The sequence below is a fragment of the Klebsiella scottii genome, assembly GCF_036561945.1.
Taxonomy (GTDB): Bacteria; Pseudomonadota; Gammaproteobacteria; order Enterobacterales; family Enterobacteriaceae; genus Klebsiella; species Klebsiella scottii.
In genome coordinates this window covers 3,150,092-3,173,624 of sequence record NZ_JARXNI010000020.1, presented here as the reverse complement: position 1 = coordinate 3,173,624, position 23,533 = coordinate 3,150,092, and the positions used below count along the sequence as shown (strand labels likewise).

At 59.6% G+C, this 23,533-nt stretch carries 17 protein-coding genes; 12 read left to right on the top strand and 5 right to left on the bottom strand.

Translation table 11 applies throughout. The features are described from left to right. Positions 1 to 155: 155 nt before the first annotated feature. Positions 156 to 440, top strand: a complete 285-nt coding sequence (ppnP, locus tag QFI97_RS22570; RefSeq protein WP_095094295.1) for a pyrimidine/purine nucleoside phosphorylase — start codon at positions 156 to 158, stop codon at positions 438 to 440. An 81-nt stretch (positions 441 to 521) separates the two neighbouring features. Here ppnP and rdgC read toward each other — a convergent pair whose 3' ends face one another. Then, the gene (gene rdgC, locus QFI97_RS22565; protein ID WP_095097903.1) at positions 522 to 1,433 is read right to left on the bottom strand and encodes a recombination-associated protein RdgC; all 912 of its coding nucleotides are present in this window, start codon (positions 1,431 to 1,433) and stop codon (positions 522 to 524) included. 91 nt (positions 1,434 to 1,524) lie between these two features. Between rdgC and mak the strand changes: the two genes are divergently transcribed. Next, on the top strand, positions 1,525 to 2,430 hold the full coding sequence (gene mak, locus QFI97_RS22560; protein WP_189339807.1) for a fructokinase: 906 nt from the start codon (positions 1,525 to 1,527) through the stop codon (positions 2,428 to 2,430). 69 nt (positions 2,431 to 2,499) lie between these two features. Here mak and sbcC read toward each other — a convergent pair whose 3' ends face one another. Then, positions 2,500 to 5,634: an exonuclease subunit SbcC gene (gene sbcC, locus QFI97_RS22555; RefSeq protein ID WP_346432019.1), complete on the bottom strand. Its 3,135-nt coding sequence runs from the start codon at positions 5,632 to 5,634 to the stop codon at positions 2,500 to 2,502. Beyond that, positions 5,631 to 6,833: an exonuclease subunit SbcD gene (gene sbcD / locus QFI97_RS22550; protein WP_346432018.1), complete on the bottom strand. Its 1,203-nt coding sequence runs from the start codon at positions 6,831 to 6,833 to the stop codon at positions 5,631 to 5,633. The genes sbcC and sbcD overlap by 4 nt, the downstream gene beginning before the upstream one ends. A 182-nt stretch (positions 6,834 to 7,015) precedes the next feature. Between sbcD and phoB the strand changes: the two genes are divergently transcribed. From phoB to malZ, 5 genes are all read left to right on the top strand, one after another. Continuing rightward, positions 7,016 to 7,705 (top strand): phosphate response regulator transcription factor PhoB, encoded by a 690-nt coding sequence (phoB, locus tag QFI97_RS22545; RefSeq protein WP_095094302.1) that lies wholly within the window; start codon positions 7,016 to 7,018, stop codon positions 7,703 to 7,705. A 21-nt stretch (positions 7,706 to 7,726) separates the two neighbouring features. After that, on the top strand, positions 7,727 to 9,022 hold the full coding sequence (gene phoR, locus QFI97_RS22540; RefSeq protein WP_095094304.1) for a phosphate regulon sensor histidine kinase PhoR: 1,296 nt from the start codon (positions 7,727 to 7,729) through the stop codon (positions 9,020 to 9,022). Positions 9,023 to 9,431: 409 nt separating this feature from the next. Beyond that, positions 9,432 to 10,751: a branched-chain amino acid transporter carrier protein BrnQ gene (gene brnQ, locus QFI97_RS22535; protein ID WP_095094306.1), complete on the top strand. Its 1,320-nt coding sequence runs from the start codon at positions 9,432 to 9,434 to the stop codon at positions 10,749 to 10,751. Positions 10,752 to 10,873: 122 nt separating this feature from the next. Further along, positions 10,874 to 12,247 carry a proline-specific permease ProY gene (gene proY / locus QFI97_RS22530; protein WP_331834128.1) on the top strand — a complete coding sequence of 458 codons (1,374 nt, stop codon included), beginning with the start codon at positions 10,874 to 10,876 and terminating at the stop codon, positions 12,245 to 12,247. Positions 12,248 to 12,409: 162 nt separating this feature from the next. Next, positions 12,410 to 14,233, top strand: a complete 1,824-nt coding sequence (gene malZ / locus QFI97_RS22525; protein ID WP_331834129.1) for a maltodextrin glucosidase — start codon at positions 12,410 to 12,412, stop codon at positions 14,231 to 14,233. On the opposite strand, the gene QFI97_RS22520 is transcribed toward malZ, so the two are convergent. Then, a complete protein-coding gene (locus QFI97_RS22520) occupies positions 14,224 to 15,126 on the bottom strand; it encodes a LysR substrate-binding domain-containing protein (RefSeq protein WP_095097906.1) in 903 nt (300 codons plus the stop codon). The two genes, malZ and QFI97_RS22520, sit on opposite strands and share 10 nt — an antisense overlap. A gap of 292 nt (positions 15,127 to 15,418) precedes the next feature. Here QFI97_RS22520 and QFI97_RS22515 point away from each other — a divergent pair, with 292 nt between their 5' ends. The 5 genes from QFI97_RS22515 to QFI97_RS22495 all read left to right on the top strand — a co-directional run bounded on the left by QFI97_RS22515 (position 15,419) and on the right by QFI97_RS22495 (position 22,838). After that, positions 15,419 to 16,060 carry a hydrolase gene (locus tag QFI97_RS22515; protein ID WP_095094312.1) on the top strand — a complete coding sequence of 214 codons (642 nt, stop codon included), beginning with the start codon at positions 15,419 to 15,421 and terminating at the stop codon, positions 16,058 to 16,060. Between the two features lie 184 nt (positions 16,061 to 16,244). Next, on the top strand, positions 16,245 to 16,790 hold the full coding sequence (locus QFI97_RS22510; protein WP_331834130.1) for an antibiotic biosynthesis monooxygenase: 546 nt from the start codon (positions 16,245 to 16,247) through the stop codon (positions 16,788 to 16,790). 24 nt (positions 16,791 to 16,814) lie between these two features. After that, positions 16,815 to 18,683, top strand: a complete 1,869-nt coding sequence (locus tag QFI97_RS22505; protein ID WP_346432017.1) for an amidohydrolase — start codon at positions 16,815 to 16,817, stop codon at positions 18,681 to 18,683. A 133-nt stretch (positions 18,684 to 18,816) separates the two neighbouring features. After that, positions 18,817 to 21,444, top strand: a complete 2,628-nt coding sequence (locus QFI97_RS22500) for a DUF2339 domain-containing protein (protein ID WP_346432016.1) — start codon at positions 18,817 to 18,819, stop codon at positions 21,442 to 21,444. Then, positions 21,441 to 22,838 (top strand): DUF3999 domain-containing protein, encoded by a 1,398-nt coding sequence (locus QFI97_RS22495; protein WP_331834133.1) that lies wholly within the window; start codon positions 21,441 to 21,443, stop codon positions 22,836 to 22,838. The genes QFI97_RS22500 and QFI97_RS22495 overlap by 4 nt, the downstream gene beginning before the upstream one ends. Positions 22,839 to 22,888: 50 nt before the next feature. Here the strand turns inward: QFI97_RS22495 and QFI97_RS22490 are convergent, their stop codons facing one another. Beyond that, positions 22,889 to 23,491, bottom strand: a complete 603-nt coding sequence (locus QFI97_RS22490; protein WP_331834134.1) for a peroxiredoxin — start codon at positions 23,489 to 23,491, stop codon at positions 22,889 to 22,891. Positions 23,492 to 23,533: the final 42 nt, after the last annotated feature.

Genomic DNA, 23,533 nt, shown 5'->3' with positions numbered 1-23,533 from the left:
CTGCCCGCGCTCCGGCGCACCCTGACCGGTAGGCAAACGCGGTCGGCGCGGCCATCCCGCGTCACAGGATGGGCATTACGCGTTAATTTTACGTGACAGAAACGAGGAGCGCCCCCTATATTGAGGTTTCAACAAAAGATCATAAGGGCTTGTTTATGCTTCAAAGTAATGAATACTTCGATGGAAAAGTGAAATCGATTGGTTTCACCAGTAGCAGTACGGGCCGCGCGAGCGTGGGCGTGATGGCGGAAGGTGAATATACCTTTGGAACCGCACAGCCGGAAGAGATGACCGTGGTCAGCGGTGCGCTGAACGTTCTGCTGCCTGGGGAAACCGAGTGGAAAGTGTATGCCGCCGGTGAAGTATTCAACGTTCCGGGCAGCAGCGAGTTCCATCTGCAGGTTGCTGAGCCAACGTCCTATCTGTGCCGCTATCTGTAATTCAGATTCTGCCATCCTGCCGCAGCGCGGCAGGATGAAGATCCGCGTAATCGATTGATTCTGCGGATGTCATTCAGCTGATTAGCGCTGGGCTTCTCCGCCCAGGCCTTCCACCAGATTCTGAATCAGCGCGGCCAGTTCGCCGGTCATCAGAATAAAGTCGGCATCAAAGCGCTGGGCAAAATCTTCCCGATCGATATCTTCGTTCTGATCGCGCAGTTCGTCACAGAACTTCAGGCGCTTGATTGATCCATCGTCGCACATCAGGAACTGAATACGCTGCTGCCAGTCGAGCGCCAGCTTGGTGACGACTTTCCCGGCTTCAATGTGCACGGCGATTTCGTCGCTGACCAGATCCTGCTTCTTCGCGCGGATCACGCCGCCGTCTTCCAGCATGGCCTTCAGCTCGGCCTCATCCAGCAGCTGGAAGCCTTGCGCCACGGTGCCGGAGCGCACCCATTCGGTGAGCGTCAGCTCGATCGGGTTTTCCAGCGCCAGCGGAACAACCGGCAGCGATCCTAAGGTTTTGCGCAGCAGGGCCAGCGTATCTTCCGCTTTTTTGGCGCTGGCGCAGTCCACCATGATCAGGCCGTTGACGGTGTCGATCCACATCATGGTCTGGCTGAAGCGGCTGAAAGCGCGCGGCAGCAGCGAGTGCAGCACTTCGTCTTTCAGCGAATCTTTTTCGGTTTTCTTCAGCTTACGGCCCTGTTCGGCTTCCAGCTTGAAGATCTTCGCTTCCAGCGCCTGTTTGATCACCGGCGACGGCAGGATCTTTTCTTCTTTACGCGCGCAGATAACGATCTGGCCGTTTGTCGTGTGCGTCAGCGCATCGCTGTGCGATCCCATCGGCGATACCCAACCGGTTTTCGCCATATCCTGGCTACCACAAGGAGTAAACGTCAGCTCGGCCAGCTGTTTTTCCATCTCCTCGGCACGCAGGGAAATGTCGCGGCTGAGACGGTAAACCATTAAATTTTTGAACCACAGCATGATAATTTCCACGGCTTTGTCGTTAAATCCAGCGGGCATGATAGCGAATTGTCGCTATGCTTGCATTGTTAATCGGGGAGAGGAGCTTACAGTGCGTATTGGTATTGATTTAGGCGGCACGAAAACGGAAGTCATTGCCCTGAGCGATAAGGGAGAGCAGCTATTTCGCCACCGTTTGCCGACTCCGCGGGATGATTACCGGCAAACGATAGAGAATATTGCCACCCTGGTCGATATGGCAGAGCAGGCGACCGGAGAGCGCGGCAGCGTTGGAATGGGGATCCCCGGTTCGATTTCGCCGTATACCGGCGTGGTAAAAAATGCCAATTCCACCTGGCTCAACGGCCAGCCGTTTGATAAAGACCTGAGCCAGAGGCTGAATCGCGAAGTGCGGCTGGCGAATGATGCCAACTGTCTGGCGGTTTCGGAAGCGGTGGACGGCGCCGCGGCGGGCGCTCAGACCGTATTTGCGGTCATTATCGGCACCGGCTGCGGCGCCGGAGTGGCGTTTAACGGTCGTTCGCACATTGGCGGCAACGGCGCCGCCGGCGAGTGGGGGCATAACCCGCTGCCGTGGATGGACGAGGATGAGCTGCGCTATCGCGCGGAGGTTCCGTGCTACTGCGCAAAGCAGGGATGTATCGAAACCTTTATCTCCGGCACCGGCTTTGCCACCGACTATCGGCGACTGGGCGGTCAGCCGTTAAAAGGCAGTGAGATCGTGCAGCGCGTTAGCGAGCAGGACCCGCTGGCGGAACTGGCGCTGAGCCGCTATGAGATGCGGCTGGCGAAGTCGTTGGCTCATGTGGTGAATATCCTCGACCCGGACGTGATCGTGCTCGGCGGCGGAATGAGCAACGTCGAGCGCCTGTACCAGACGGTGCCCGCGCTGGTGAAACCGTGGGTGTTTGGCGGCGAGTGCGAAACGCCGATCCGCAAAGCGCTGCACGGTGATTCCAGCGGCGTGCGCGGCGCGGCCTGGCTGTGGCCGCTGTAGACGGCTGAGGAGAGGCTCGTCGTCCCGGTCTCCCGGCGGCGCCGCGCTGCCGGGAAGCCGCGCGGACCTTTACTCCACCGCGTAGGCCTTATCGAGACGGCTGTATCCCAGCCCGTTGATTTTCTTCACCTTGATCTGCACAGGGATGCGCTCTTTCATCGCTTCGACGTGGCTAATCACGCCGATCGCCTTACCGCTGGCGTTGAGGGCATCCAGCGCATCCAGCGCGGTATCCAGCGTTTCGCTATCGAGCGTGCCGAACCCTTCGTCAAGGAACAGCGAATCAATGCGCGTTTTATGACTCACCAGATCGGATAGCGCCAGCGCCAGCGCAAGGCTGACGAGGAAGCTTTCGCCGCCGGAGAGGGTGCGGGTATCGCGCACCGCATCCGCCTGCCAGGTATCGACCACCTCCAGCTCCAGCGCTTCGCTGGCTTTTCGCTGCAGCTGATAGCGGCCGTGCAGGCGGTTGAGCTGATGGTTCGCCAGCCAGACAAGGTTATCCAGCGTCAGCCCCTGGGCAAATTTACGGAATTTATCGCCTTCTTTGGAGCCAATTAGCGAATTGAGCCACGCCCAGTCCTCCAGCTGCCGCGCGGCGAGCGCGATCTCCTGCTGCAGCGCCTGCTGGCGCTGCTGATTCTCGGCATTCTGCTTCAGCTGCTGGCGGATCTCCCCCTGACGGGCGCTATTTTCCCGCAGCAGCAGGGCCAGCTGCCGTAAGCGGGCCTCAATCTCTTCTACCGGCTGGGTGATGTCGGCATCCGCCGGCGGCTGCTGCCGATGCTGCGCCAGCGCTTCGCGGGCCCGCAGGGCGAGCGCGCTATTTTGCTGGAGCGTATTTTCCAGCGTTTGCCTGAACTGCTCCAGGCGCTGACGGGTCTCCTCATCGAGCAGGGCGTCGAGAAACGCCTGCTGGTCGGCAAACGGGCTGGCGGCGAGGGCGGCGGCGAACTGGCCCTGCGTTTCTGTCAGCAGCCGCAGCTGCTGGCTCTCCTGCTGGCCAAGAGTGCGCCACTGGCTCTGCAGCGCCAGGCAGTCGTCGTGCACCTGGCGCCAGCCCTCAAGCGGCGCGGGCGCTACCGCCTCTTCCGTCTCCGGCAGCGTCTCCAGCAGGGGGATCAGCTGCTGCAGGCGCTCCTGCAGGGTGACGGATTCGTCGTGTTTGGCCTGCCAGCTGCGGGTTTCCTCCTCGCGCTGGGCCAGCCAGACCGCCGCCTGTTCAGCCTCCGGTGCGCTGAGGGCAAACGCCGCGAGCTCGCCGTTCAGGGCGCTATGACGCTGCGCCAGCTCCTGCCGCAGCTGCTGTAGCTGCAGCTCGCACTCCTGCTGCTGGGTCTGCCAGGCGAGCCGCTGCTGATGCTGATACAGCTGCTGCTCCAGCTCCTGCTGGGCCTCCAGCCAGCCGGAAATATCATCCTCTGGCTGCAGGTCAATGCGCAGTTCGCCGGTGACGGCCTGCCACTGAGAGGTAAGCGCTTGCTCCTGCTGGAGCAGCGATTCTCGCTCCTCTTTTTGTTTAAGTTGTTGTTTCAACAGCGCATCCAGCTCGCCGCGCAGCTGGGCGCCTTCTTCCGCCAGCTGTTTAACCTCGCGCTCCAGGGCTTCGCGGCGGGCCTGATTAACGCCGGGCGTCAGCGCCCGATATTCGGCGACTGCCGGGTGTTCGCAGGAGCCGCAGAGCGGGCAAGGCGCGCCGGGCTGCAGGCGCGCGCGCTCCTCTTCCAGTCCGGCAATCCGCGCTTCCAGCTCGCAAATGGCTTTTACATCGCTGAACTGCTGGTTTTTATCTTTATAAGCCTGGCGGCGCTGGGTCAGCGTCGTTTCCAGCTTCTCCCGCTCCTCGCGGCCGGCCTGCTCTGTCGCCTGCAGCTGGCTGAGGCGCTGGCGCAGGGGCAGCAGACGGCTGTGCAGGGCTGCCAGCTGCTGACGCTGCGGGCGGGCGGCGGCGTGGCGGGCAAGGTCGTCGCGCAGCCGATCGGCATCCAGCGCCAGCGTCGCCGGCGGCAGTTCGCCGAGCCGACGGCGGGTTTCCGCCAGCCGCTGCTCCAGCCCGGCCTGCTGCTGCGCGTCGCGCGCCTGCTGCTGGAACGCCGCCCGCCAGCCCGCCAGGGCATTGCCCCACTGACGATAGCGGTCGTTGGCCTGCAGCCATTCGGCGAGCGACTGGTGGGTCTGCTGCAGCTGGCTCGTTTGCTGTCGCGCCGCGAGACGAATACCTGCCCGCAGACGCAGTCGTTCGTGTAAGCGAGTATTTACTTCTTCCACCTGGCGGCGGGTCTGCGCCAGCGCGGCGGCCTGCTCCTGCTGTCGGGTCCACAGCGGACGCAGCTGGTCGGCAGGCTGGGCCTGCTCCAGCGCCGCAAGCTGCGGCCGGGCCTGCTCCAGCGCCTGCTGCGCCTCGCGTAACCGTGCCTGGGTCTGTATCTCATCGCGGCTTAGCTCCTGCTGGCGCAGCAGCCATTGCCGCGTATTTTGCTCGCGGGCCTGCTCGGCGAGCCGCTGCTGCTCTTCAGCAGTAAGTACTTGCAAACTTTGCTGCAGCGCCTGCTGCTGCTCATCGCTTAACAGCACAACGCCGGAGGCCTGGGCCTGCAGTTTTTCCAGCTCGCTGCGGGCGAGCTTGTGCTTTTCAAACACCTGGGCGGAGATCTGACCGTAAATTTCGGTGCCGGTGAGCTCTTCCAGCAGCTCCGCGCGCTCTTTGGGTTTGGCGTTAAGAAAGGCGGCGAACTGGCCCTGGGAGAGGAGCATCGAGCGGGTAAAGCGGCCGTAATCGAGGCCGGTGAGCGCGGCGGTCATCTCCAGCTTGTCTTTGACTTTGTCGGCAAGGATTTGCCCATCGTCGCAGCGGGCCAGCTCGACACGGGGCGCCTGCAGGTTGCCGTCGGGCTGGTTGCGCGCGCGGTTCTGGCTCCAGAAGGCGCGGTAGGCGGTGCCTTTTACCTCAAATTCAACTTCTGCCAGGCATTCGGCGGTATTGCGGGTCATCAGATCGTTTTGCGATTGCGACACGCTGCTCAGGCGCGGCGTTTCGTGGTACAGCGCGAGGCAGATAGCGTCCAGCAGCGTCGTTTTCCCGGCGCCCGTCGGCCCGACGATCGCAAACAGCCCGTTGCTGGCGAACGGTTCGGCGGTGAAGTCGATTTTCCACTCGCCTTTCAATGAGTTAAGGTTTTTCAGGCGCAGACTCAGAATTTTCACAGGTGCTCCTCACCGTTCAGGCTGTGCAGCGTTTCGTTAAACAGCTGTTCGAGGCGCTGCTGCTGCTGCTCTTCGAGACTCTCCAGCGCCAGGCGACGGGCAAAAACGTCCTCAACCCGCAGTTCGCTGAGGGTTTCCCGCCGCTCTCCGGCCAGGATGCGCTCGCGCTGGGCGCGGCTGCGGCGCACCAGCAGCACTTCGACCGGCAGCTCTTCGCAGCGGGTCTGAATCTGGCGCTGAATATCGTGCAGGTATTCGTCGCTGGTGATTTCAATATCCAGCCAGGTGGCGGGCAGCTCCGCGCTATCCTGCCACTGGTCAAGCTGTTCGCTTATGCTGGCAAAATCGCCTTTTAGCACCGCCAGCGGCTGGACTATCGGCACCGTCAGCGGGCTAACGTCCGTCAGGCGGCCGTCGGTAAAGGTCACCAGATTGACGCTTTTATTTTTCCCGGTCTCATCAAAGCTCAGGGAGATTGGCGAACCGCTGTAGCGTATATGCTCGCAGCCGCCGACGATCTGCGCCCGGTGGATATGACCCAGCGCGATATAGTCTGCAGGAGGGAAATGGCTGGCCGGGAAGGCATCGAGGGTGCCGATATAGATCTCGCGCACCGCATCGCTTTTGCTGGCGCCGACGGTGGTCAGGTGGCCGCTGGCGATAATCGGCAGCGTTTGGTCGCCGCGCAGGGCGCAGGCCTGCTGGTACTGCTGCTGATAATAGTCGCTGATGGCGGTGAGCAGCAGCTGCTGCTTTTCACCGCTGGAGTGCCCGGCCTGGCTGGTGACCAGCTCGCGCGGGCGCAGGAAGGGGACCGGGCAGAATATTGCGCCCGGCGCGCCGTCGCGCAGCGGCAGAACGAAGGGAGCGTGGCCGGCGTTAGCCACGACCGTGGTTTTTAAAAAGGCCAGGATGTCGCGCGATTCATTCAGCGTGGCGACCGAATCATGGTTGCCCGCCAGCACCACCAGCCGACAGCCGGTTTGCTGAAGCTGAACCACGAAGTGGTTATACAGCTCGCGGGCGTAGCTCGGCGGCGAGCCGGTATCAAAGATATCGCCGGCGACAATAATGGCATCGACCTCGTGCTCCTGCGCGCTGGCCAGCAGCCAGTCGAGAAAGGCCGCATGCTCAGCGGCGCGGCTTTTGCTGTAAAAGTTTTGCCCGAGATGCCAGTCAGAGGTGTGAATGATGCGCATAAATATTCCGTAGCCTAAGAGCGTTGCCGCCATTATACCATCGACGGAAGGGGAGTTAAGTGCGTGTCACAATTCAAAATCCTCGATCGTCATACGGCCATTTTTTTTCATAAATCTGTCACAAAACTGACGCATAATGGCGCCGCACTCTATACTGATGGCTAAAAAATACAGGGTAAATAATGGCGAGAAGAATTCTGGTCGTTGAAGATGAAGCTCCAATCCGCGAAATGGTCTGCTTTGTTCTGGAGCAAAACGGCTTTCAGCCCGTCGAGGCGGAAGATTATGACAGCGCGGTGAACCAACTCAATGAACCCTGGCCTGATCTGATTCTCCTTGACTGGATGCTGCCAGGCGGATCGGGTCTGCAGTTTATCAAACTGCTCAAGCGTGAGGCGATGACCCGCGATATTCCGGTGGTCATGCTAACCGCTCGCGGCGAAGAGGAAGATCGCGTTCGTGGCCTGGAGACCGGCGCCGATGATTACATCACCAAGCCTTTCTCGCCGAAAGAGCTGGTGGCGCGAATCAAAGCCGTGATGCGGCGAATCTCACCGATGGCGGTGGAAGAGGTGATTGAAATGCAGGGGCTGAGCCTCGATCCTTCCTCCCATCGCGTGATGACCGGTGAAAACCCGCTGGACATGGGGCCGACCGAGTTTAAGTTATTACACTTCTTTATGACCCACCCGGAACGCGTATACAGCCGCGAGCAGCTGCTGAATCACGTCTGGGGGACCAACGTGTATGTAGAAGACCGAACGGTAGACGTGCATATTCGCCGTCTGCGTAAAGCGCTGGAACAGAGTGGCCATGACCGGATGGTACAAACGGTTCGCGGCACGGGATATCGTTTCTCCGCCCGTTTCTGAATGTCGACAGGAGTGTGAACCGTGCTGGAACGGCTGTCATGGAAAAGGCTGGCGCTTGAGCTTTTCTTATGTTGTATCCCGGCCCTGATTCTCGGGGCGGTATTTGGTCATTTGCCGTGGTTTTTACTGGCGGCGGTGACCGGACTTCTTATCTGGCATTTCTGGAATTTATTACGCCTCTCATGGTGGCTGTGGGTGGACCGCAGCATGACGCCACCGCCGGGAAGCGGCAGCTGGGAACCGCTGCTGTACGGCCTCCACCAGATGCAGATGCGTAATAAAAAACGCCGACGCGAGCTGGGCAGCCTGATCAAACGCTTTCGCAGCGGGGCGGAATCGCTGCCCGATGCGGTGGTGCTGACCACGGAGGAGGGGGCGATCTTCTGGTGTAACGGCCTTGCACAGCAGATCCTCAATCTGCGCTGGCCGGACGACAGCGGACAAAACATCCTTAACCTCCTGCGCTACCCTGAATTTGCCAACTACCTAAAAAACAAGGATTTCAGTAAACCGCTCAATCTGATCCTTAATAACTCCCGTCATCTGGAAATTCGCGTGATGCCCTACAGCGACAAGCAGATGCTGATGGTGGCGCGCGACGTGACGCAGATGCACCAGCTTGAAGGGGCGCGGCGCAACTTTTTTGCTAACGTCAGCCACGAGCTGCGCACGCCGCTAACGGTGCTGCAGGGGTATCTGGAGATGATGCAGGAGCAGGTGCTGGAAGGGGTGACGCGGGAAAAAGCCCTGCATACCATGCGCGAGCAAACCCAGCGTATGGAGGGGTTAGTTAAACAGCTGCTGACGCTATCGCGCATTGAGGCGGCCCCGGTTCTGGCGATGAACGACAAAATCGACGTACCGATGATGCTGCGGGTTGTCGAGCGGGAGGCGCAAACTCTCAGCCAGAAAAAGCATACGCTGCACTTTGTGGTCGATGAGTCGCTGCAGGTTCTCGGTAATGATGAGCAGCTGCGCAGCGCGATCTCGAATCTGGTGTATAACGCGATCAACCATACTCCGGAGGGCACGGAGATTACCGTCAGCTGGCAGAAAGCGCCGCACGGCGCGCTGTTTAGCGTTGAGGATAACGGCCCGGGGATTGCGCCCGAGCACATTCCGCGGCTCACCGAGCGCTTCTATCGCGTGGATAAAGCGCGCTCGCGGCAAACCGGAGGCAGCGGTCTGGGGCTGGCGATCGTAAAACATGCGGTTAATCATCACGACAGCCGGCTGGATATTGAGAGCACGCCCGGCAAGGGAACGCGGTTTAGCTTCCTGCTGCCGGAACGTTTGATTGCCAAAAAAAGCGACTAACCGCCGCTCTGTCAACATAACTTGTCAATGACCAGCTTAGGCTGGTCATTTTCGTTTGCAGTCAATTTTCAGCTGCGTAATTAACGAACGCCCGCTGCTTTTTTGTTCGCATGATTAGCCATATGTTTTCCTTCATTATGGTTAATAACGCCAGGTATTAATGCAGACTTAGCATAATCATCTGCTTTTACGATCCCGCCTTGCTTTAAAACGTTATAAGCGTTTAAATTGCGCCCCATGCAGTCGTAGACAGACTGTTTTTGCGTGGTAATTCAAAAAACAATTCTTTCCCACGCCGCTTCGGGAGCATATCTCGCTGAGTTTCCGGCAATAGCCGCTGTATCATCCCTAAGGGAAGGCACGGTATTTTTCCGTTTAACACCACCACATCCACAGGCAGTATGAATTTATGACCCATCAGTTAAAATCTCGCGACATCATAGCGTTGGGCTTTATGACCTTCGCGCTGTTCGTCGGTGCAGGCAACATCATCTTCCCCCCAATGGTTGGTTTACAGGCTGGTGAACACGTCTGGACCGCCGCTATAGGCTTTCTGATCACCGCCGTGGGTTTACCGGTGCTGACGGTCGTGGCGCTGGCGAAAGTCGGCGGCGGCGTTGAAAGCCTGAGCACCCCGATTGGTAAAGTGGCGGGGATCCTGCTGGCCGTGGTCTGCTATCTGGCGGTGGGGCCGCTGTTCGCGACTCCGCGTACCGCGACGGTCTCCTTTGAGGTGGGTATTGCCCCGCTGACCGGCGATGGCGCGATGCCGCTGATGATTTACAGCGTCATCTATTTTGCCCTGGTGATCCTCGTTTCGTTATATCCCGGCAAGCTGCTGGATACCGTCGGGAACTTCCTCGCGCCGCTGAAAATCATTGCGCTGATTATTCTCTCCGTCGCGGCGATTATTTGGCCCGCCGGCCCGATCAGCAACGCGCTGGAAGCCTACCGCACCGCGCCGTTCTCAAACGGCTTCGTCAACGGCTATCTGACTATGGATACCCTCGGCGCGATGGTCTTCGGGATCGTGATTGTTAACGCCGCGCGCTCTCGCGGCGTCAGCGAAGCGCGCCTGCTGACCCGCTATACCGTGTGGGCTGGCCTGATGGCGGGCGTCGGCCTGACGTTACTGTATCTGGCGTTGTTCCGCCTCGGCTCCGACAGCGCGACGCTGGTCGATCAGTCGGCTAACGGCGCGGCCATTCTGCACTCGTATGTCCAGCACACCTTTGGCGGCGCGGGGAGCTTTATGCTGGCGGCGCTGATTTTCATTGCCTGCCTGGTTACCGCGGTTGGCCTGACCTGCGCCTGCGCGGAGTTTTTCGCCCAGTACCTGCCGCTCTCCTACCGCTCGCTGGTGTTTATTCTCGGCATCTTCTCGATGGCGGTCTCCAACCTGGGGCTGAGCCACCTGATTCAGATTTCGATCCCGGTGCTGACGGCTATCTATCCGCCGTGTATCGCACTGGTGGTATTAAGCTTTACCCGCAACTGGTGGCATAATTCGTCCCGCGTTATTGCGCCGGCCATGTTTATCAGCCTGATGTTTGGTATTATTGACGGCATTAAAACGTCGGCGTTTGCCGATATGCTGCCAGCGTGGACCGCGCGTCTGCCTTTGGCAGAGCAGGGGCTGGCCTGGCTGATGCCGACCGCCGTGATGGTGGTTCTGGCGGTGGTCTGGGATCGCGCCGTAGGGCGTCAGGTGACATCCAGCGCGCACTAGCCGGCGTTTAAAATCAGTGTTAAACCACGGGACTTCAGGTCCCGTGGTTTTTTGTTTTTCAGGTAATCCTCTTTTGATCTTCGTCCGGCGAAGGCTAAAGGAGAAAAACGGCATGGAATACGATGGAAAGTAGTAACAAACTTAAGCGCGGGCTAAGTACCCGGCATATCCGCTTTATGGCGCTGGGTTCGGCAATTGGCACCGGTCTGTTCTATGGTTCGGCGGATGCGATTAAGATGGCCGGCCCGAGCGTGCTGCTGGCCTATATTATCGGCGGCGTGGCGGCGTACATTATTATGCGCGCGCTGGGCGAGATGTCGGTGCATAACCCCGCCGCCAGCTCATTTTCACGCTATGCGCAGGACTACCTCGGCCCGCTGGCGGGCTATATCACCGGCTGGACCTACTGCTTTGAAATCCTGATTGTTGCCATCGCCGACGTGACGGCCTTCGGCATCTATATGGGCGTCTGGTTCCCGACGGTCCCGCACTGGATCTGGGTGCTTAGCGTGGTGCTGATTATCTGCGCCGTCAACCTGATGAGCGTGAAGGTGTTTGGCGAGCTGGAGTTCTGGTTCTCCTTCTTTAAAGTCGCCACCATTATCATCATGATTCTGGCCGGTTTCGGCATCATTATCTGGGGGATCGGCAACGGCGGTCAGCCGACCGGCATCCATAATCTGTGGAGTAACGGCGGCTTCTTCAGCAACGGCTGGCTGGGGATGGTGATGTCGCTCCAGATGGTGATGTTCGCCTACGGCGGAATTGAAATCATCGGTATTACCGCCGGTGAAGCGGAAGACCCGGAGAAATCCATCCCGCGCGCCATTAACTCGGTCCCGATGCGTATTCTGGTGTTCTACGTGGGCACGCTGTTCGTGATTATGTCCATTTATCCATGGAACCAGGTCGGGACTAACGGTAGCCCGTTCGTCTTAACCTTCCAGCATATGGGCATCGCTTTTGCCGCCAGCATCCTCAACTTCGTGGTGCTGACCGCCTCGCTTTCGGCCATTAACAGCGACGTATTCGGCGTCGGGCGCATGCTGCACGGCATGGCGGAGCAGGGCAGTGCGCCTAAAATGTTCGCCAAAACGTCGCGCCGCGGCGTGCCGTGGGTGACGGTGATGGTGATGACCATCGCGCTGCTGTTTGCGGTCTACCTGAACTACATCATGCCGGAAAACGTCTTCCTGGTGATCGCCTCCCTGGCGACCTTTGCGACGGTGTGGGTGTGGATTATGATCCTGCTGTCGCAGATTGCCTTCCGCCGTCGTCTGCCGCCGGAAGAGGCCAAAACGCTGAAGTTTAAAGTGCCGGGCGGCGTGGCGACCACGGCGGTGGGCCTGGCGTTCCTCGTCTTTATCATTGCGCTGATTGGCTACCATCCGGATACGCGTATTTCCCTGTACGTCGGCTTTGCGTGGATAGCGCTGCTGCTGGTTGGCTGGAAGCTGAAAACCCGCCGTGACCGTCAGCTGGCGCAGGCGCGCTAAGCGGGCCGCTCTCCCGCCGGCTATGTTCGCGCTAGCCGGCGGGATATTTTCGCTTGAGCGCTATCCTCCTCCGCTCTCCTCCCCCAATAATTCTGCCGATGATGAGTCATACGCATACGCGCTGTGGCAAGGTGTGCCCATTCTGTAAAGAGAGGAATAACGATGTTGAAGGCATGGCACCTGCCTGTTGCCCCGTTTATCAAGGAGCAGCAGGGACGACTCTTTATCACCCTGTGGGTCAGCGGCGATGAGTTGCCGCAGCGCGTTACGCTGCGCGCGGAAGAAGACAACGAAGAGCTTTCGCTGCCGATGCACCGTCTGCGCCAGGAGCCGCGGCCGGGCGTCGTCGCGTGGCGCGGAGAGATTAATCTTGCCAGCGGCCAGCCGCGTCGGCGCTATAGCTTCAAGCTGCTGTGGGCCGACCGGCAGCGCTGGTTTACCCCGCAGGGCTTTAACCGCTTCCCGCCGGCGCGGCTGGAGCAGTTTGCGGTCGATCTGCCGGACAGCGGCCCGCAGTGGGTTGCCGATCAGATCTTTTATCAAATCTTTCCTGACCGCTTTGCGCGCAGCGAACCGCGCGCAGCCGATCAGGACCGGCCCTACTATCACCACGCTGCCGAACAGGATATTGTTCAGAAACAGTGGGATGAACCGTTAACCGGCGAGGCGGGCGGCTCAACCTTCTACGGCGGCGATCTGGACGGTATCAGCGAGAAGCTGCCGTATCTCAAGCAGCTCGGCGTCACGGCGCTGTACCTGAATCCGGTGTTTGTCGCGCCGAGCGTGCATAAATACGATACCGAAGATTATCGTCGCGTTGATCCGCAGTTCGGCGGTGATGCCGCGCTGCTGCGCCTGCGGCACAATACGCAGCGGGAAGGGATGCGCCTGATCCTCGACGGCGTTTTCAACCACACCGGAGATTCACACGTCTGGTTTGACCGCCACCAGCGCGGCAGCGGCGGCGCCTGCCACAGCGCGGATTCACCGTGGCGCGACTGGTTCACCTTTTCCCCCGAGGGCGAAGCGCACAGCTGGCTGGGCTACGCCAGCCTGCCGAAGCTGGATTATCAATCCACCAGCCTGATCAATGAAATCTACGCCGGTGAAGACAGCATCGTGCGCCACTGGCTGAAAGCGCCGTGGAACATGGACGGCTGGCGTCTGGACGTGGTGCATATGCTGGGGGAAGGCGGCGGGGCGCGTAATAACCTGCGCCATATCGCCGGTATAACCCAGGCGGCGAAGGAGACGCAGCCGGAATCCTTTGTTTTTGGAGAACATTTTGGCGACGCGCGCCAGTGGCTGCAGGCCGATGCCGAAGATGCGGCGATGAACTATCGCGGGTTTACCTTCCCGCTGTGGGGCTTTCTGGCGAATACCGATATCTCTTACGATCCGCAGAAGATAGATGCGCAAACCTGCGTGGCGTGGATGGATAACTACCGCGCCGGGCTGTCGCACCAGCAGCAGCTGCGGATGTTTAACCAGCTTGATAGCCACGATACGGCGCGCTTTAAGTCGCTGCTGGGTAAGGACGTCGCGCGTCTGCCGCTGGCGGTGGTCTGGCTGTTCTGCTGGCCGGGGGTGCCGTGCATTTACTACGGTGACGAAGTGGGCGTTGATGGCAATAACGATCCTTTCTGCCGCAAGCCCTTCCCGTGGGACCCGGCTTTGCAGGATGCGACGCTGCTGGGGCTATATAAACGCATGGCGAAGCTGCGTAAGGCGAACCAGGCGCTGCGCTACGGCGGGTGTCAGGTGATTTATGCCGAAGAAAACGTGGTGGTGTTTGCCCGGGTTTATAAAAATCAGCGCGTGCTGGTGGCTATCAACCGCGGTGAAGCCTGTGAGGTGGTGGTTGAGGATTCACCGCTGCTGGACGTGGGCGAATGGCAGCTCAAAGAGGGCTGCGGCGCGCTGCACGACGGCGTGCTGACGCTTCCGGCCATCGCCGCCAGCGTGTGGTTCAGCCGTCAGGGATAAAGCTGGTGTAGAAACGGTTCTTCGAGAATGGCTTCCCGCCACCAGCGCTGGGCCAGGCCGTCGTTATCCGTGCGCCAGGCCATGTAGGCGATATCCTTTTCGCGAAAAGAGATCACGGTTTTCTCCACCAGCTCGCCGCTCGCCAGCCAAGGCTGGGCGACGTGGCGGGGGAGAAAACCGCAGCCGAGTCCGGCCCGCAGCAGCGCCACTTTACTGGCAAAATCATCGACGCGAATTTGTGACTGCTCGGTCAGGAGGTTGCTGTTGAGCGGGTGACAGTAGCGGGCGCTATCGCTAATCACCACCGCGCGATGCAGGCTGAGCTGCTTGTTGGTCAGCGGCTGTACCGTTTCCGCCAGCGGGTGGCCGGGGGCGACAACAAATACGTTATCCAGCGTTCCGAGCATTTTCCACGACCATTCGGCGGAGGTTGGCGGTTCGTTAATCGCGCCAAGAATGATATCCGCCCCGTTGCGGGTCAGCTCTTCCCAGGCGCCCGCCAGCGTGTGGTGGGTAAAATTGAGGCGGGTTTGCGGATTTTGCGCGTAAAACGCGTCGATAAGCGGGAGTAAACGATCGAAAGGGAAGGAGGCATCCAGGGCGATGGCGAGATCCCGCTCCCAGCCGGCATTCAGCTGAACCGCCTGCTTTTCCAGATCCTTTGCCGCATTGAGCAGCAGCCGGCCCTTTTCCAGCACCATTGTACCGGTATCGGTAAACTTCGCCCGATGTCCGCTGCGATCCAGCAGGGTGATGCCGAGATCGCTTTCCAGCTTTTGGATCATGTAGCTCAGGGCGGCGGGCGTTTTATAGAGCGATTCCGCGGCGGTGGCGAAAGAGCCGTGGGTCTCCAGGGCATCGAGGATCAGCAGTACATCAAGATTCAGGCGCATCGGCGGCTTACCGGTCATAAATAATCCCTCTGTTTTACCGAAGCCGGATGCTCAATACCAGTGAATAATTTAGAACTCTTACCCGCAAATTTTTGATAAACATCATTATCACCCTATTCACTAATAGCGGGTTTTTTATTTATTGCCTTTTATTTTTAAAATAAGTCATAAAAATTTCTTTAATAACTCGTTAGAAATTACTGACTATACTCACCATGCTTTATCCGTCACGATCCAGACCCACAACAGCGTTTATCGTCTCTTTTTAACTCATTGATTAAGAAGGTATGTTATGTCTATTCGGGAACTGATCGATCCAACTAACTCAACTCTTATCTTTATTGACCACCAGCCCCAGATGTCTTTTGGTGTCGCCAATATTGATCGCCAGACGCTTAAAAATAATACCGTTGCGCTAGCTAAAGCGGGCAAGATTTTTAATGTTCCGGTGATTTATACCTCCGTGGAAACAAAAAGCTTTAGCGGCTATATCTGGCCGGAATTGCTGGCCGTGCATCCGCAGGTTAAACCGATAGAACGTACCTCAATGAACTCATGGGAAGATGCGGGTTTTGTTAAGGCGGTACAGGCCGCCGGGCGTAAGAAACTGATTATCTCCGCGCTGTGGACCGAAGTCTGCCTGACTTTCCCGGCGCTGATGGCGCTGGAAGAGGGATATGAGGTGTACGTTGTGACCGACGCTTCCGGCGGAACCTCCGTCGATGCGCATGAACGCTCGATTGACCGGATGGTGCAGGCCGGTGCGGTGCCGGTGACCTGGCAGCAGGTGCTGCTTGAGTACCAGCGCGACTGGTCGCGCAAAGAGACCTACGATGCGGTCATGGATCTGGTTCGCGAACATAGCGGCGCGTACGGCATGGGGGTGGATTACGCGTACACCATGGTGCACGGCGCGCCGGAGCGCCAGGCCTAAATACACTTCATCCTTCAAGCTGCTTCTTTGTTGGCTGCACTCAGAAACCCCAGTCACATAGTTACCTATGCTCCTGGGGATTTCTTCCCTTGCCGCCTCGATGCAGCATGAATGATTTTGTGTATTGTCATTTATGGCTGATGGCGGGGAAATCCCGCCACTCACCTGCAGCAAGGAACTCCCAATGGCGCAACAGAAATCGGTAACGCTGGTCATCAGTCATATGCTCGATCCTGAACACGGTAAGCGCTATGAAGAGTGGCTCGGAAAAATTATGCCCGTGGCGGCGGAGTTTCCCGGGCACCTTGGCGCTAACGTCATCCGCCCGGGCGCCGGGCAGAATCTATGGAGCGTGATTATTCGCTTCGACACCATTGAGCATCTCTATGCCTGGACGCAGTCAGAAACGCGCCGCGAGCTGGTTGCTGAAATCGCGCCCCTGCTCAATGAAGGCGATCGTACGGAAGTCCGTACCGAACCGGCGTTCTGGTTTACCCCTCCGGCGGTCAACGTGCGCCAGCCGCTGCGCTGGAAGCAGTTCCTGATGACCTTGCTGGTTATCTTCCCCAGCACCAACCTGGTGCCCTGGCTGACCGGCATGCTGCTGCCCTCAATGCGGGGAAGCCTGCTGCTGCATTTGATAAATGATGCCTGCGTGGTCGCGCTGGTGGTCTGGTTCTGGATGCCCATCGTGACCCGCCTGTTTGCTGGCTGGTTAAAGAAAAACTGAGTCAGCCTCCTTAAGGAGAGCGTTATGTCACAAACTGCCACACTGATCCTGACTCATGGTCGGATCCACACCCTCGATCGCAGCAACCCGCTGGCCGACGCGGTAGCGATCGCCGACGGTAAGATCCTCGCGGCCGGTAGCCACGATCGGATCATGAGTTTTGCCGCCGAAGGCACGCAGATCGTCGATCTGCAGGGCCATACGGCGATCCCCGGCCTGAATGATTCCCACCTGCACCTGATCCGCGGGGGGCTGAACTACAACCTTGAGCTGCGCTGGGAAGGCGTTCCGTCGCTGGCGGACGCGCTGCGGATGCTTAAAGATCAGGCCGATCGCACGCCTGCGCCGCAGTGGGTGCGGGTGGTCGGCGGCTGGAGCGAATTCCAGTTTGCCGAGCGGCGTATGCCGACGCTGGAAGAGCTAAACCAGGCGGCGCCGGATACGCCGGTATTCGTGCTGCATCTCTACGATCGCGCGCTGCTTAACCGCGCGGCGCTGAAGGCCGTCGGCTATAGCAAAGAGACGCCGGATCCGGCGGGCGGCGAAATTGTTCGGGATGGCAACGGCAACCCGACCGGGATGCTGATAGCGAAACCTAATGCCATGATCCTCTACGCGACGCTGGCGAAGGGGCCGAAGCTGCCGCTGGAGCTGCAGGTGAACTCGACGCGCCAGTTTATGCGCGAACTGAATCGTCTCGGGTTGACCAGCGCGATTGACGCCGGCGGCGGCTTCCAGAACTACCCGGAAGATTATGAAATTATTGAGCAGCTGCACGCTAACCGGCAGATGACCGTGCGCATTGCCTATAACCTGTTTACCCAGCGTCCGAAGCAGGAGCTGGATGATTTCGAACGCTGGACCGATATGCTGAAGCCGGGGCAGGGGACCGACTTTTTCCGCGCCAACGGCGCCGGCGAGATGCTGGTTTTTTCGGCGGCGGATTTTGAGGATTTCCTGCAGCCGCGTCCGGATCTGCCGGCCGGAATGGAGGATGAACTGGAGCGGGTGGTCCACCACCTGGTTGAACACCGCTGGCCGTTCCGCCTGCACGCCACCTATGACGAATCGATCGGCCGGATGCTGGACGTCTTTGAAAAGGTGAACCGCGAAATCCCGTTTAACGGTCTGCACTGGTTCTTTGACCATGCGGAAACCATCACCGAGCGCAATATTGAGCGGGTGAAGGCACTGGGCGGCGGGATTGCGGTGCAGCACCGGATGGCCTTCCAGGGCGAATATTTTGTCGACCGCTACGGTATCGATGCGGTGAAACACACGCCGCCGGTGGCGAAAATGCTGGAAATGGAGGTGCCGGTTGGTCTCGGCACCGACGCCACCCGCGTGGCGAGCTACAACCCGTGGACCGCGCTCTACTGGCTGGTTTCCGGGCGTACCGTCGGCGGTATGACGATGTACGACGAGAACAACCGCCTGCCGCGCGACGTGGCGCTGGAGCTGTGGACGGCGGGCAGCGCCTGGTTCTCCAGCGAGCAGGGTAAAAAAGGACGTATTGAGCAGGATCAGCTTGCCGATCTGGTGGTGCTGTCGAAGGACTATTTCAGCGTGCCGGAAGAGGAGATTAAAGGCATCGAATCGGTACTGACGGTGGTTGATGGCAAAGTGGTTTATGCCGCCGGGCGCTTCTCGCCGCTGGCGCCGCCGCCCATTCCGGTGCTCCCGGAGTGGTCTCCGGTGGTTAAGGTTCCCGGCCACTACCGTTCGGCGCCGCCCGCTGCGGCAAAAATCGGGGCCATCGCGCAGATGCACCAGTGCTGCGGCAGCTGCGGCGTCCACTGGCACCAGCATGATATCGCGCGCAGGTCGGCGATTCCGGTTGCCGATGAGCAGGCGTTCTGGGGCGTGCTAGGCTGTTCCTGCTTCGCGTTTTAACGTTTAAGCGCAGCCCTTACCCGCGAGTAAGGGCTCGCTGTTTTCTGAAATGTCGCTCACTTTCGCTACAGGGCAGCACAAATGCAATAATTTGTGTCAATCTACTCGCTTCTGAATCAGTGAAGGTGAAAACATGGATGAGCTGCTGATCCTTGGCTGTATTGCTCTGTTCTTCGCGCTGGTGGTGGTTCCCGTTCTGGCCATTGTCGCATTTAATCGCAGTTCGGCGGTCCGCTCCGAGCTGGAAACCTTGCGTCGTCGGGTCGCGGAGCTTGAGCTGCGCGGTGGCGCAGAAACGCCCGTGGCGCCAGCCGTTGCGCGTCCCACGATGCCTGCGGTTTCTCATGCTCCAGCGGAGCCGGTAAGGGGGACGGTACCTCAACCCGTCAATCCGCAGCGTCCGCCGCCAAAAGCGCAGACGGCAGAGAAGAGCGTCTCGTTACCGAAAAGCGCGCGGCCTTCCGCATTGGGGGGGATGGTTTCGTCGCTGGTACGCTGGTTTATGCAGGGTAACCCGCTGGCGAAACTCGGGATCCTGCTGCTGTTTTTCGGCCTCTCTTTCCTGCTGCGCTATACCGTTGAACACTCACTTTTCCCGCTGGAGCTGCGCCTGGTGGCTGCGGCGCTGTTTGCGATCGTTCTGCTGGCGGTGGGCTGGCGGCTACGGCATAAGCAGCCGGTCTATGCGTTAATACTGCAGGGCGGGGCGACGGGGGCGCTCTATCTCACCGTGTTTGGCGCGTTCCGCTTGTGGCAAATGCTGCCGATGACCCTGGCGTTTGCTCTGCTGGTGGTGATTTGTGCGGCCAGCGTTGGGCTGGCTATCCTGCAAAAAGCGCTCAGCCTGGCGATGCTGGCGAGCCTCGGCGGCTATCTGGCGCCGCTGCTGCTCTCAACCGGCGGCGGCAGCCACGTGGCGCTGTTTTCGTTCTACCTTTTGCTGTCGGTGGGCATTCTCACCATCAGCATCTGGCAACAGTGGCGCGAGCTGAATCTGCTCGGCCTGCTGTTTACCTTTGGCGTCGGGGGATTCTGGGGGCTGGACGGCTATCGCCCGGAGTATTACCTCAGCTGCCAGCTGTTCCTGATTGCCAATATCCTCATTTTTGGCGTGCTGAGCGTGGCGCTGTCGCTGCGGGCGCAGGGCAAAGGCCAGCAGATTATTGACGGCGTGCTGCTGTTTGCGCCGCCGCTAATCGGCTTTGGCATGCAGTACGCCATGACCCAACATATGGCGTACGGCCCGGCGCTCAGCGCGCTGGGCTACGGGGGAGCCTATCTGGCGCTCGCCTGGCTTGCGCTTCGTCGCTATCCCGCTTTCGGCAGGCCGCTGGTGCTGGCCGCCCTGGCGCTGGGGGGCGCGTTTACCACTCTCGCCATTCCGCTGGCGCTTTCAGCGCGCTGGACGGCGATGGCCTGGTCGCTGGAAGGGCTCGGCATCCTCTGGCTGGGCGTGCAGCAGCGGCAGCAGCGGATGAGCTACAGCGGCACCGGGCTGCTGGTTCTGGCGGTGTGCAGCGCGCTGTGGGCGCTGGTCAATGGCACAACGGCGCTCTCTTTGCTGCCGATCTTCACGGTGCTCAGCCTCAACTGGCTGGCCGCGGCCTGGCTGTGGCGCGGCATTAAACGGCAGGTAAGCTGGGCGCTGCTGGCGGGCGGACTGCTGTTGTGGATAGCCGCGCTCGTTGCCGTATCGCAGCTGGGGCTGAAGAAAGATTCGCTGGTTGTCTTTGGCGTACTGGCGCTGCTGGCGGCGTCGGCGTGGGGCTGGCGCATGGTCGCCGCGCGTCTGCAGTGGCGAGAGCTGGATATCAGCAAATGGCTGCTCTGGCCAATGATGCTGGTGGTGCTGATTTATCAAATATCTCAGCAGCAAATCGCGGCGGCCGGCTGGCCAAATCTGGCCTGGTGCCTTGCGCTACCCGCAGCGGTAGCTCTGCTCTGGCGTGACGGAAATTCATTGCCGCCGCGCGTATCCATGCTGGTTCATCTGTCGTTGTTCTGGATGATTTTGCTGGCGCTGGCGTGCGAACTGTTTTGGTTTACGCAGGATCTGCCCTGGGGAATGGCGGCCTGGGCCAGCGGTTTGCCGATGGCGGCCGGCGGTTTGCTTATCTTCCTCGTTGCCGAGGCCACCCGTCGCCAAATCTGGCCGTTCCGGGTCTGGCCTGCGCTTTACAGCTCTCTGGCGACGATCCCGGTGGCGGCGACTCTGGCGTATCTGCTGGCGCTGACCAATTTCCAGGACGGCGTGGTCTATCGTCAGACCTATCTGCCGCTGATGAATCCGCTGGAAGAGGGGGCCGCCTTTGCGCTGCTGGGGCTGGTGATTTTTTATCGCGTTTCGCTGCGCTATTTCCCCGAGACGCTGTCGCGGTGCCGCTCCTGGCCGGTGATTGCCCTGGCGGCGCTTAGCTTCTGGTGGCTGAACGGCGCGCTGCTGCGTGCGCTAGCCTGGTACGGCGAGGTGGCCTGGAACCTGGAGTCGCTATGGCATTCACGACTGATTCAGACCTGCTTTGCCCTGTTCTGGATGCTGGCAGCGCTGGTGGCGATGCTGAACGCGACCCGACGCCTTTCTCGCCGCGAATGGCTCTGCGGGGCGGCGCTGTTAGGGATTGTCATTGTCAAACTGATGCTGGTGGATAGCGCGCGCGGCGGCGGGCTGGCGCGCGCGGTCGCCTTTATTGGCGTCGCTATTCTGGTATTAATCATCGGCTATTTCTCACCGTTACCGCCGAAAGCTGGAGCAGAAAAATGAAATGGATAAAAGCGGTGTTATGCAGCGTCCTGCTGGGTGCGACAGGAGCGGCACTGAGCAGCGAGAGCGAGCGGGAAGCGCCTGTGGACTACGCGACGGGGATCATGCTGGAAACTCCGGGCACATCGCCCTGGTATCGCATTAAGCTTCCTCAGGCTGTCTACCAGAGTACGGCCTGGCCAGATTTACGCGATGTGCGGGTATTCAATCATCAGGGCGATACGGTACCGTTTGCCCTCGAAGCGCAGAAAGCTCAGCCCGCGATGCCACAGACCATGACGCTTCGACTTTTCCCTCTGGATGTTTCGCCGGTTACGCCAAAGGATGAGGGGCGCCGCGGCGTAAAATCGTGGGTCTTACGTTCAACGACGGGCGTTGAGATCCAGCTGGAAAGCGACGATATCAACGCCGTCGGGCAGAGCTATTTGCTGACCTTGCCGGAAACCAGCACCGACGCCTTCTCGCTGGCCCAGCTGCGCCTGAACTGGCACATTCCTGAGGGGAGCTGGCAGGGGAAAGCCTCCGTTTACGCCAGCCGTGATTTAACCTCCTGGAGCACGGTACAGGAAAATGCTCCGCTGATGGACCTGAAGCGTGATAACGATCGGCTGAAGCTGGACGCTATTAGCGCCAGGCTGACGCTCTCCGCGCAGGGTAATCGCTATCTGCTGGTGATTCTGGACTCGCAAAGCCCGGCGCTGGCGCTGGAGAGCGTCAGCGCGGTCGCCGGGAGCGCTGAGCCGGAGCCTGAACGCATCGTGCTTGACGCGCGTGCGGACAAGCTCTCGGATCGGCAAGCCGTCTGGCGCTGGAGCCAGCCGCAGCCGCTGAGCTCGCTGAGGATCGATCTGCCAGGCGAAGGGGTGTTGCCGGTAGAACTGGCGTGGCGCAGCGGCGACAAGGAGCCGTGGCGGCCGCTGACGCAAACCGTGCTTTACCATCTCGACGGGAAACGCTCGGAAGATATTCACCTTGCCGGGCAGCTGGTTGAAGCGGTTCGCATGACCACAATTAACGCCAGGCTGCCTGAGACGCTGCCAGCCCTGAGCGGCGCGCGCGATAGCTATCAGCTGGTGTTTAACACCCAGGGAAAAGGCCCCTATATGCTGGCCTGGGGAAACCGGGCGGCGGCAAGGGCCGATATCGGGCTGGATATGCTGATCCCGGCGTCGCTGCGTAAAACTCAGCAGGTGAATTACCTGCCGTGGGCCATTATTACGCAGGAGAGCGTCACCCTGGGCGGAGAGGCGCGGCTGAGCGCAACTTCGGCTGCCGATCGGCAAGGCTACTGGAAAATAGTGCTGGTATGGGGGGCGCTGATCCTCGGCGTGGCCGTTCTGCTCATGATGGCATGGCGGATCTGGCGCGAGGTGAAAAAGGGCGGCGCGGCGTGAAGCAACAAAAAAGGCTCGCGGGTGCGAGCCTTTTTATGAACGGCAGCCGATTACAGGCTGGAAACGTTCTCGGTCAGGTATTTAGCCACGCCTTCCGGAGAAGCGGCCATCCCTTCTTTACCTTTTTCCCACTGTGCCGGGCACACTTCGCCGTGCTCTTCGTGGAACTGCAGCGCGTCAACCATACGCAGCATTTCGTCGATGTTACGTCCCAGCGGCAGGTCGTTCACAACCTGGTGGCGAACAACGCCGTTAGTGTCGATCAGGAAGGAGCCGCGCAGCGCAACGCCTTCGTCCGGATGTTCGATACCGTAGGCTTTCTGGATTTCACGCTTGATGTCAGCAACCATCGCGTATTTAACCGGACCGATGCCGCCCTGGTCTACCGGGGTGTTACGCCATGCGTTGTGGACGAATTCGGAGTCGAAGGAAACGCCAACAACTTCTACGCCACGCTTCTGGAATTCTTCATAACGTTTGTCAAAAGCAATCAGCTCAGACGGGCAAACGAAGGTGAAGTCCATCGGCCAGAAGAACAGTACGGTTGCTTTACCGTTGGTGTGCTGTTTGAAGTTGAATTTCTCAACGATTTCGCCGTTACCTAAAACTGCTGCCGCGGTAAAATCCGGAGCCTGACGAGTTACCAGAACCATATGATTCTCCTGTTAATACTAAGGTTAATTGAAACGCAACGC

Excerpts from the sequence above, each read along its gene's own strand:
- malZ (WP_331834129.1), top strand. The coding sequence starts at position 12,410 with ATGTTGAAGGCATGGCACCTGCCTGTTGCCCCGTTTATCAAGGAGCAG.
- QFI97_RS22520 (WP_095097906.1), bottom strand. The coding sequence starts at position 15,126 with ATGCGCCTGAATCTTGATGTACTGCTGATCCTCGATGCCCTGGAGACC.
- sbcD (WP_346432018.1), bottom strand. The coding sequence starts at position 6,833 with ATGCGCATCATTCACACCTCTGACTGGCATCTCGGGCAAAACTTTTAC.
- phoB (WP_095094302.1), top strand. The coding sequence starts at position 7,016 with ATGGCGAGAAGAATTCTGGTCGTTGAAGATGAAGCTCCAATCCGCGAA.
- QFI97_RS22510 (WP_331834130.1), top strand. The coding sequence starts at position 16,245 with ATGGCGCAACAGAAATCGGTAACGCTGGTCATCAGTCATATGCTCGAT.
- ppnP (WP_095094295.1), top strand. The coding sequence starts at position 156 with ATGCTTCAAAGTAATGAATACTTCGATGGAAAAGTGAAATCGATTGGT.
- QFI97_RS22500 (WP_346432016.1), top strand. The coding sequence starts at position 18,817 with ATGGATGAGCTGCTGATCCTTGGCTGTATTGCTCTGTTCTTCGCGCTG.
- QFI97_RS22505 (WP_346432017.1), top strand. The coding sequence starts at position 16,815 with ATGTCACAAACTGCCACACTGATCCTGACTCATGGTCGGATCCACACC.
- proY (WP_331834128.1), top strand. The coding sequence starts at position 10,874 with ATGGAAAGTAGTAACAAACTTAAGCGCGGGCTAAGTACCCGGCATATC.
- QFI97_RS22490 (WP_331834134.1), bottom strand. The coding sequence starts at position 23,491 with ATGGTTCTGGTAACTCGTCAGGCTCCGGATTTTACCGCGGCAGCAGTT.
- rdgC (WP_095097903.1), bottom strand. The coding sequence starts at position 1,433 with ATGCTGTGGTTCAAAAATTTAATGGTTTACCGTCTCAGCCGCGACATT.
- QFI97_RS22515 (WP_095094312.1), top strand. The coding sequence starts at position 15,419 with ATGTCTATTCGGGAACTGATCGATCCAACTAACTCAACTCTTATCTTT.
- brnQ (WP_095094306.1), top strand. The coding sequence starts at position 9,432 with ATGACCCATCAGTTAAAATCTCGCGACATCATAGCGTTGGGCTTTATG.
- QFI97_RS22495 (WP_331834133.1), top strand. The coding sequence starts at position 21,441 with ATGAAATGGATAAAAGCGGTGTTATGCAGCGTCCTGCTGGGTGCGACA.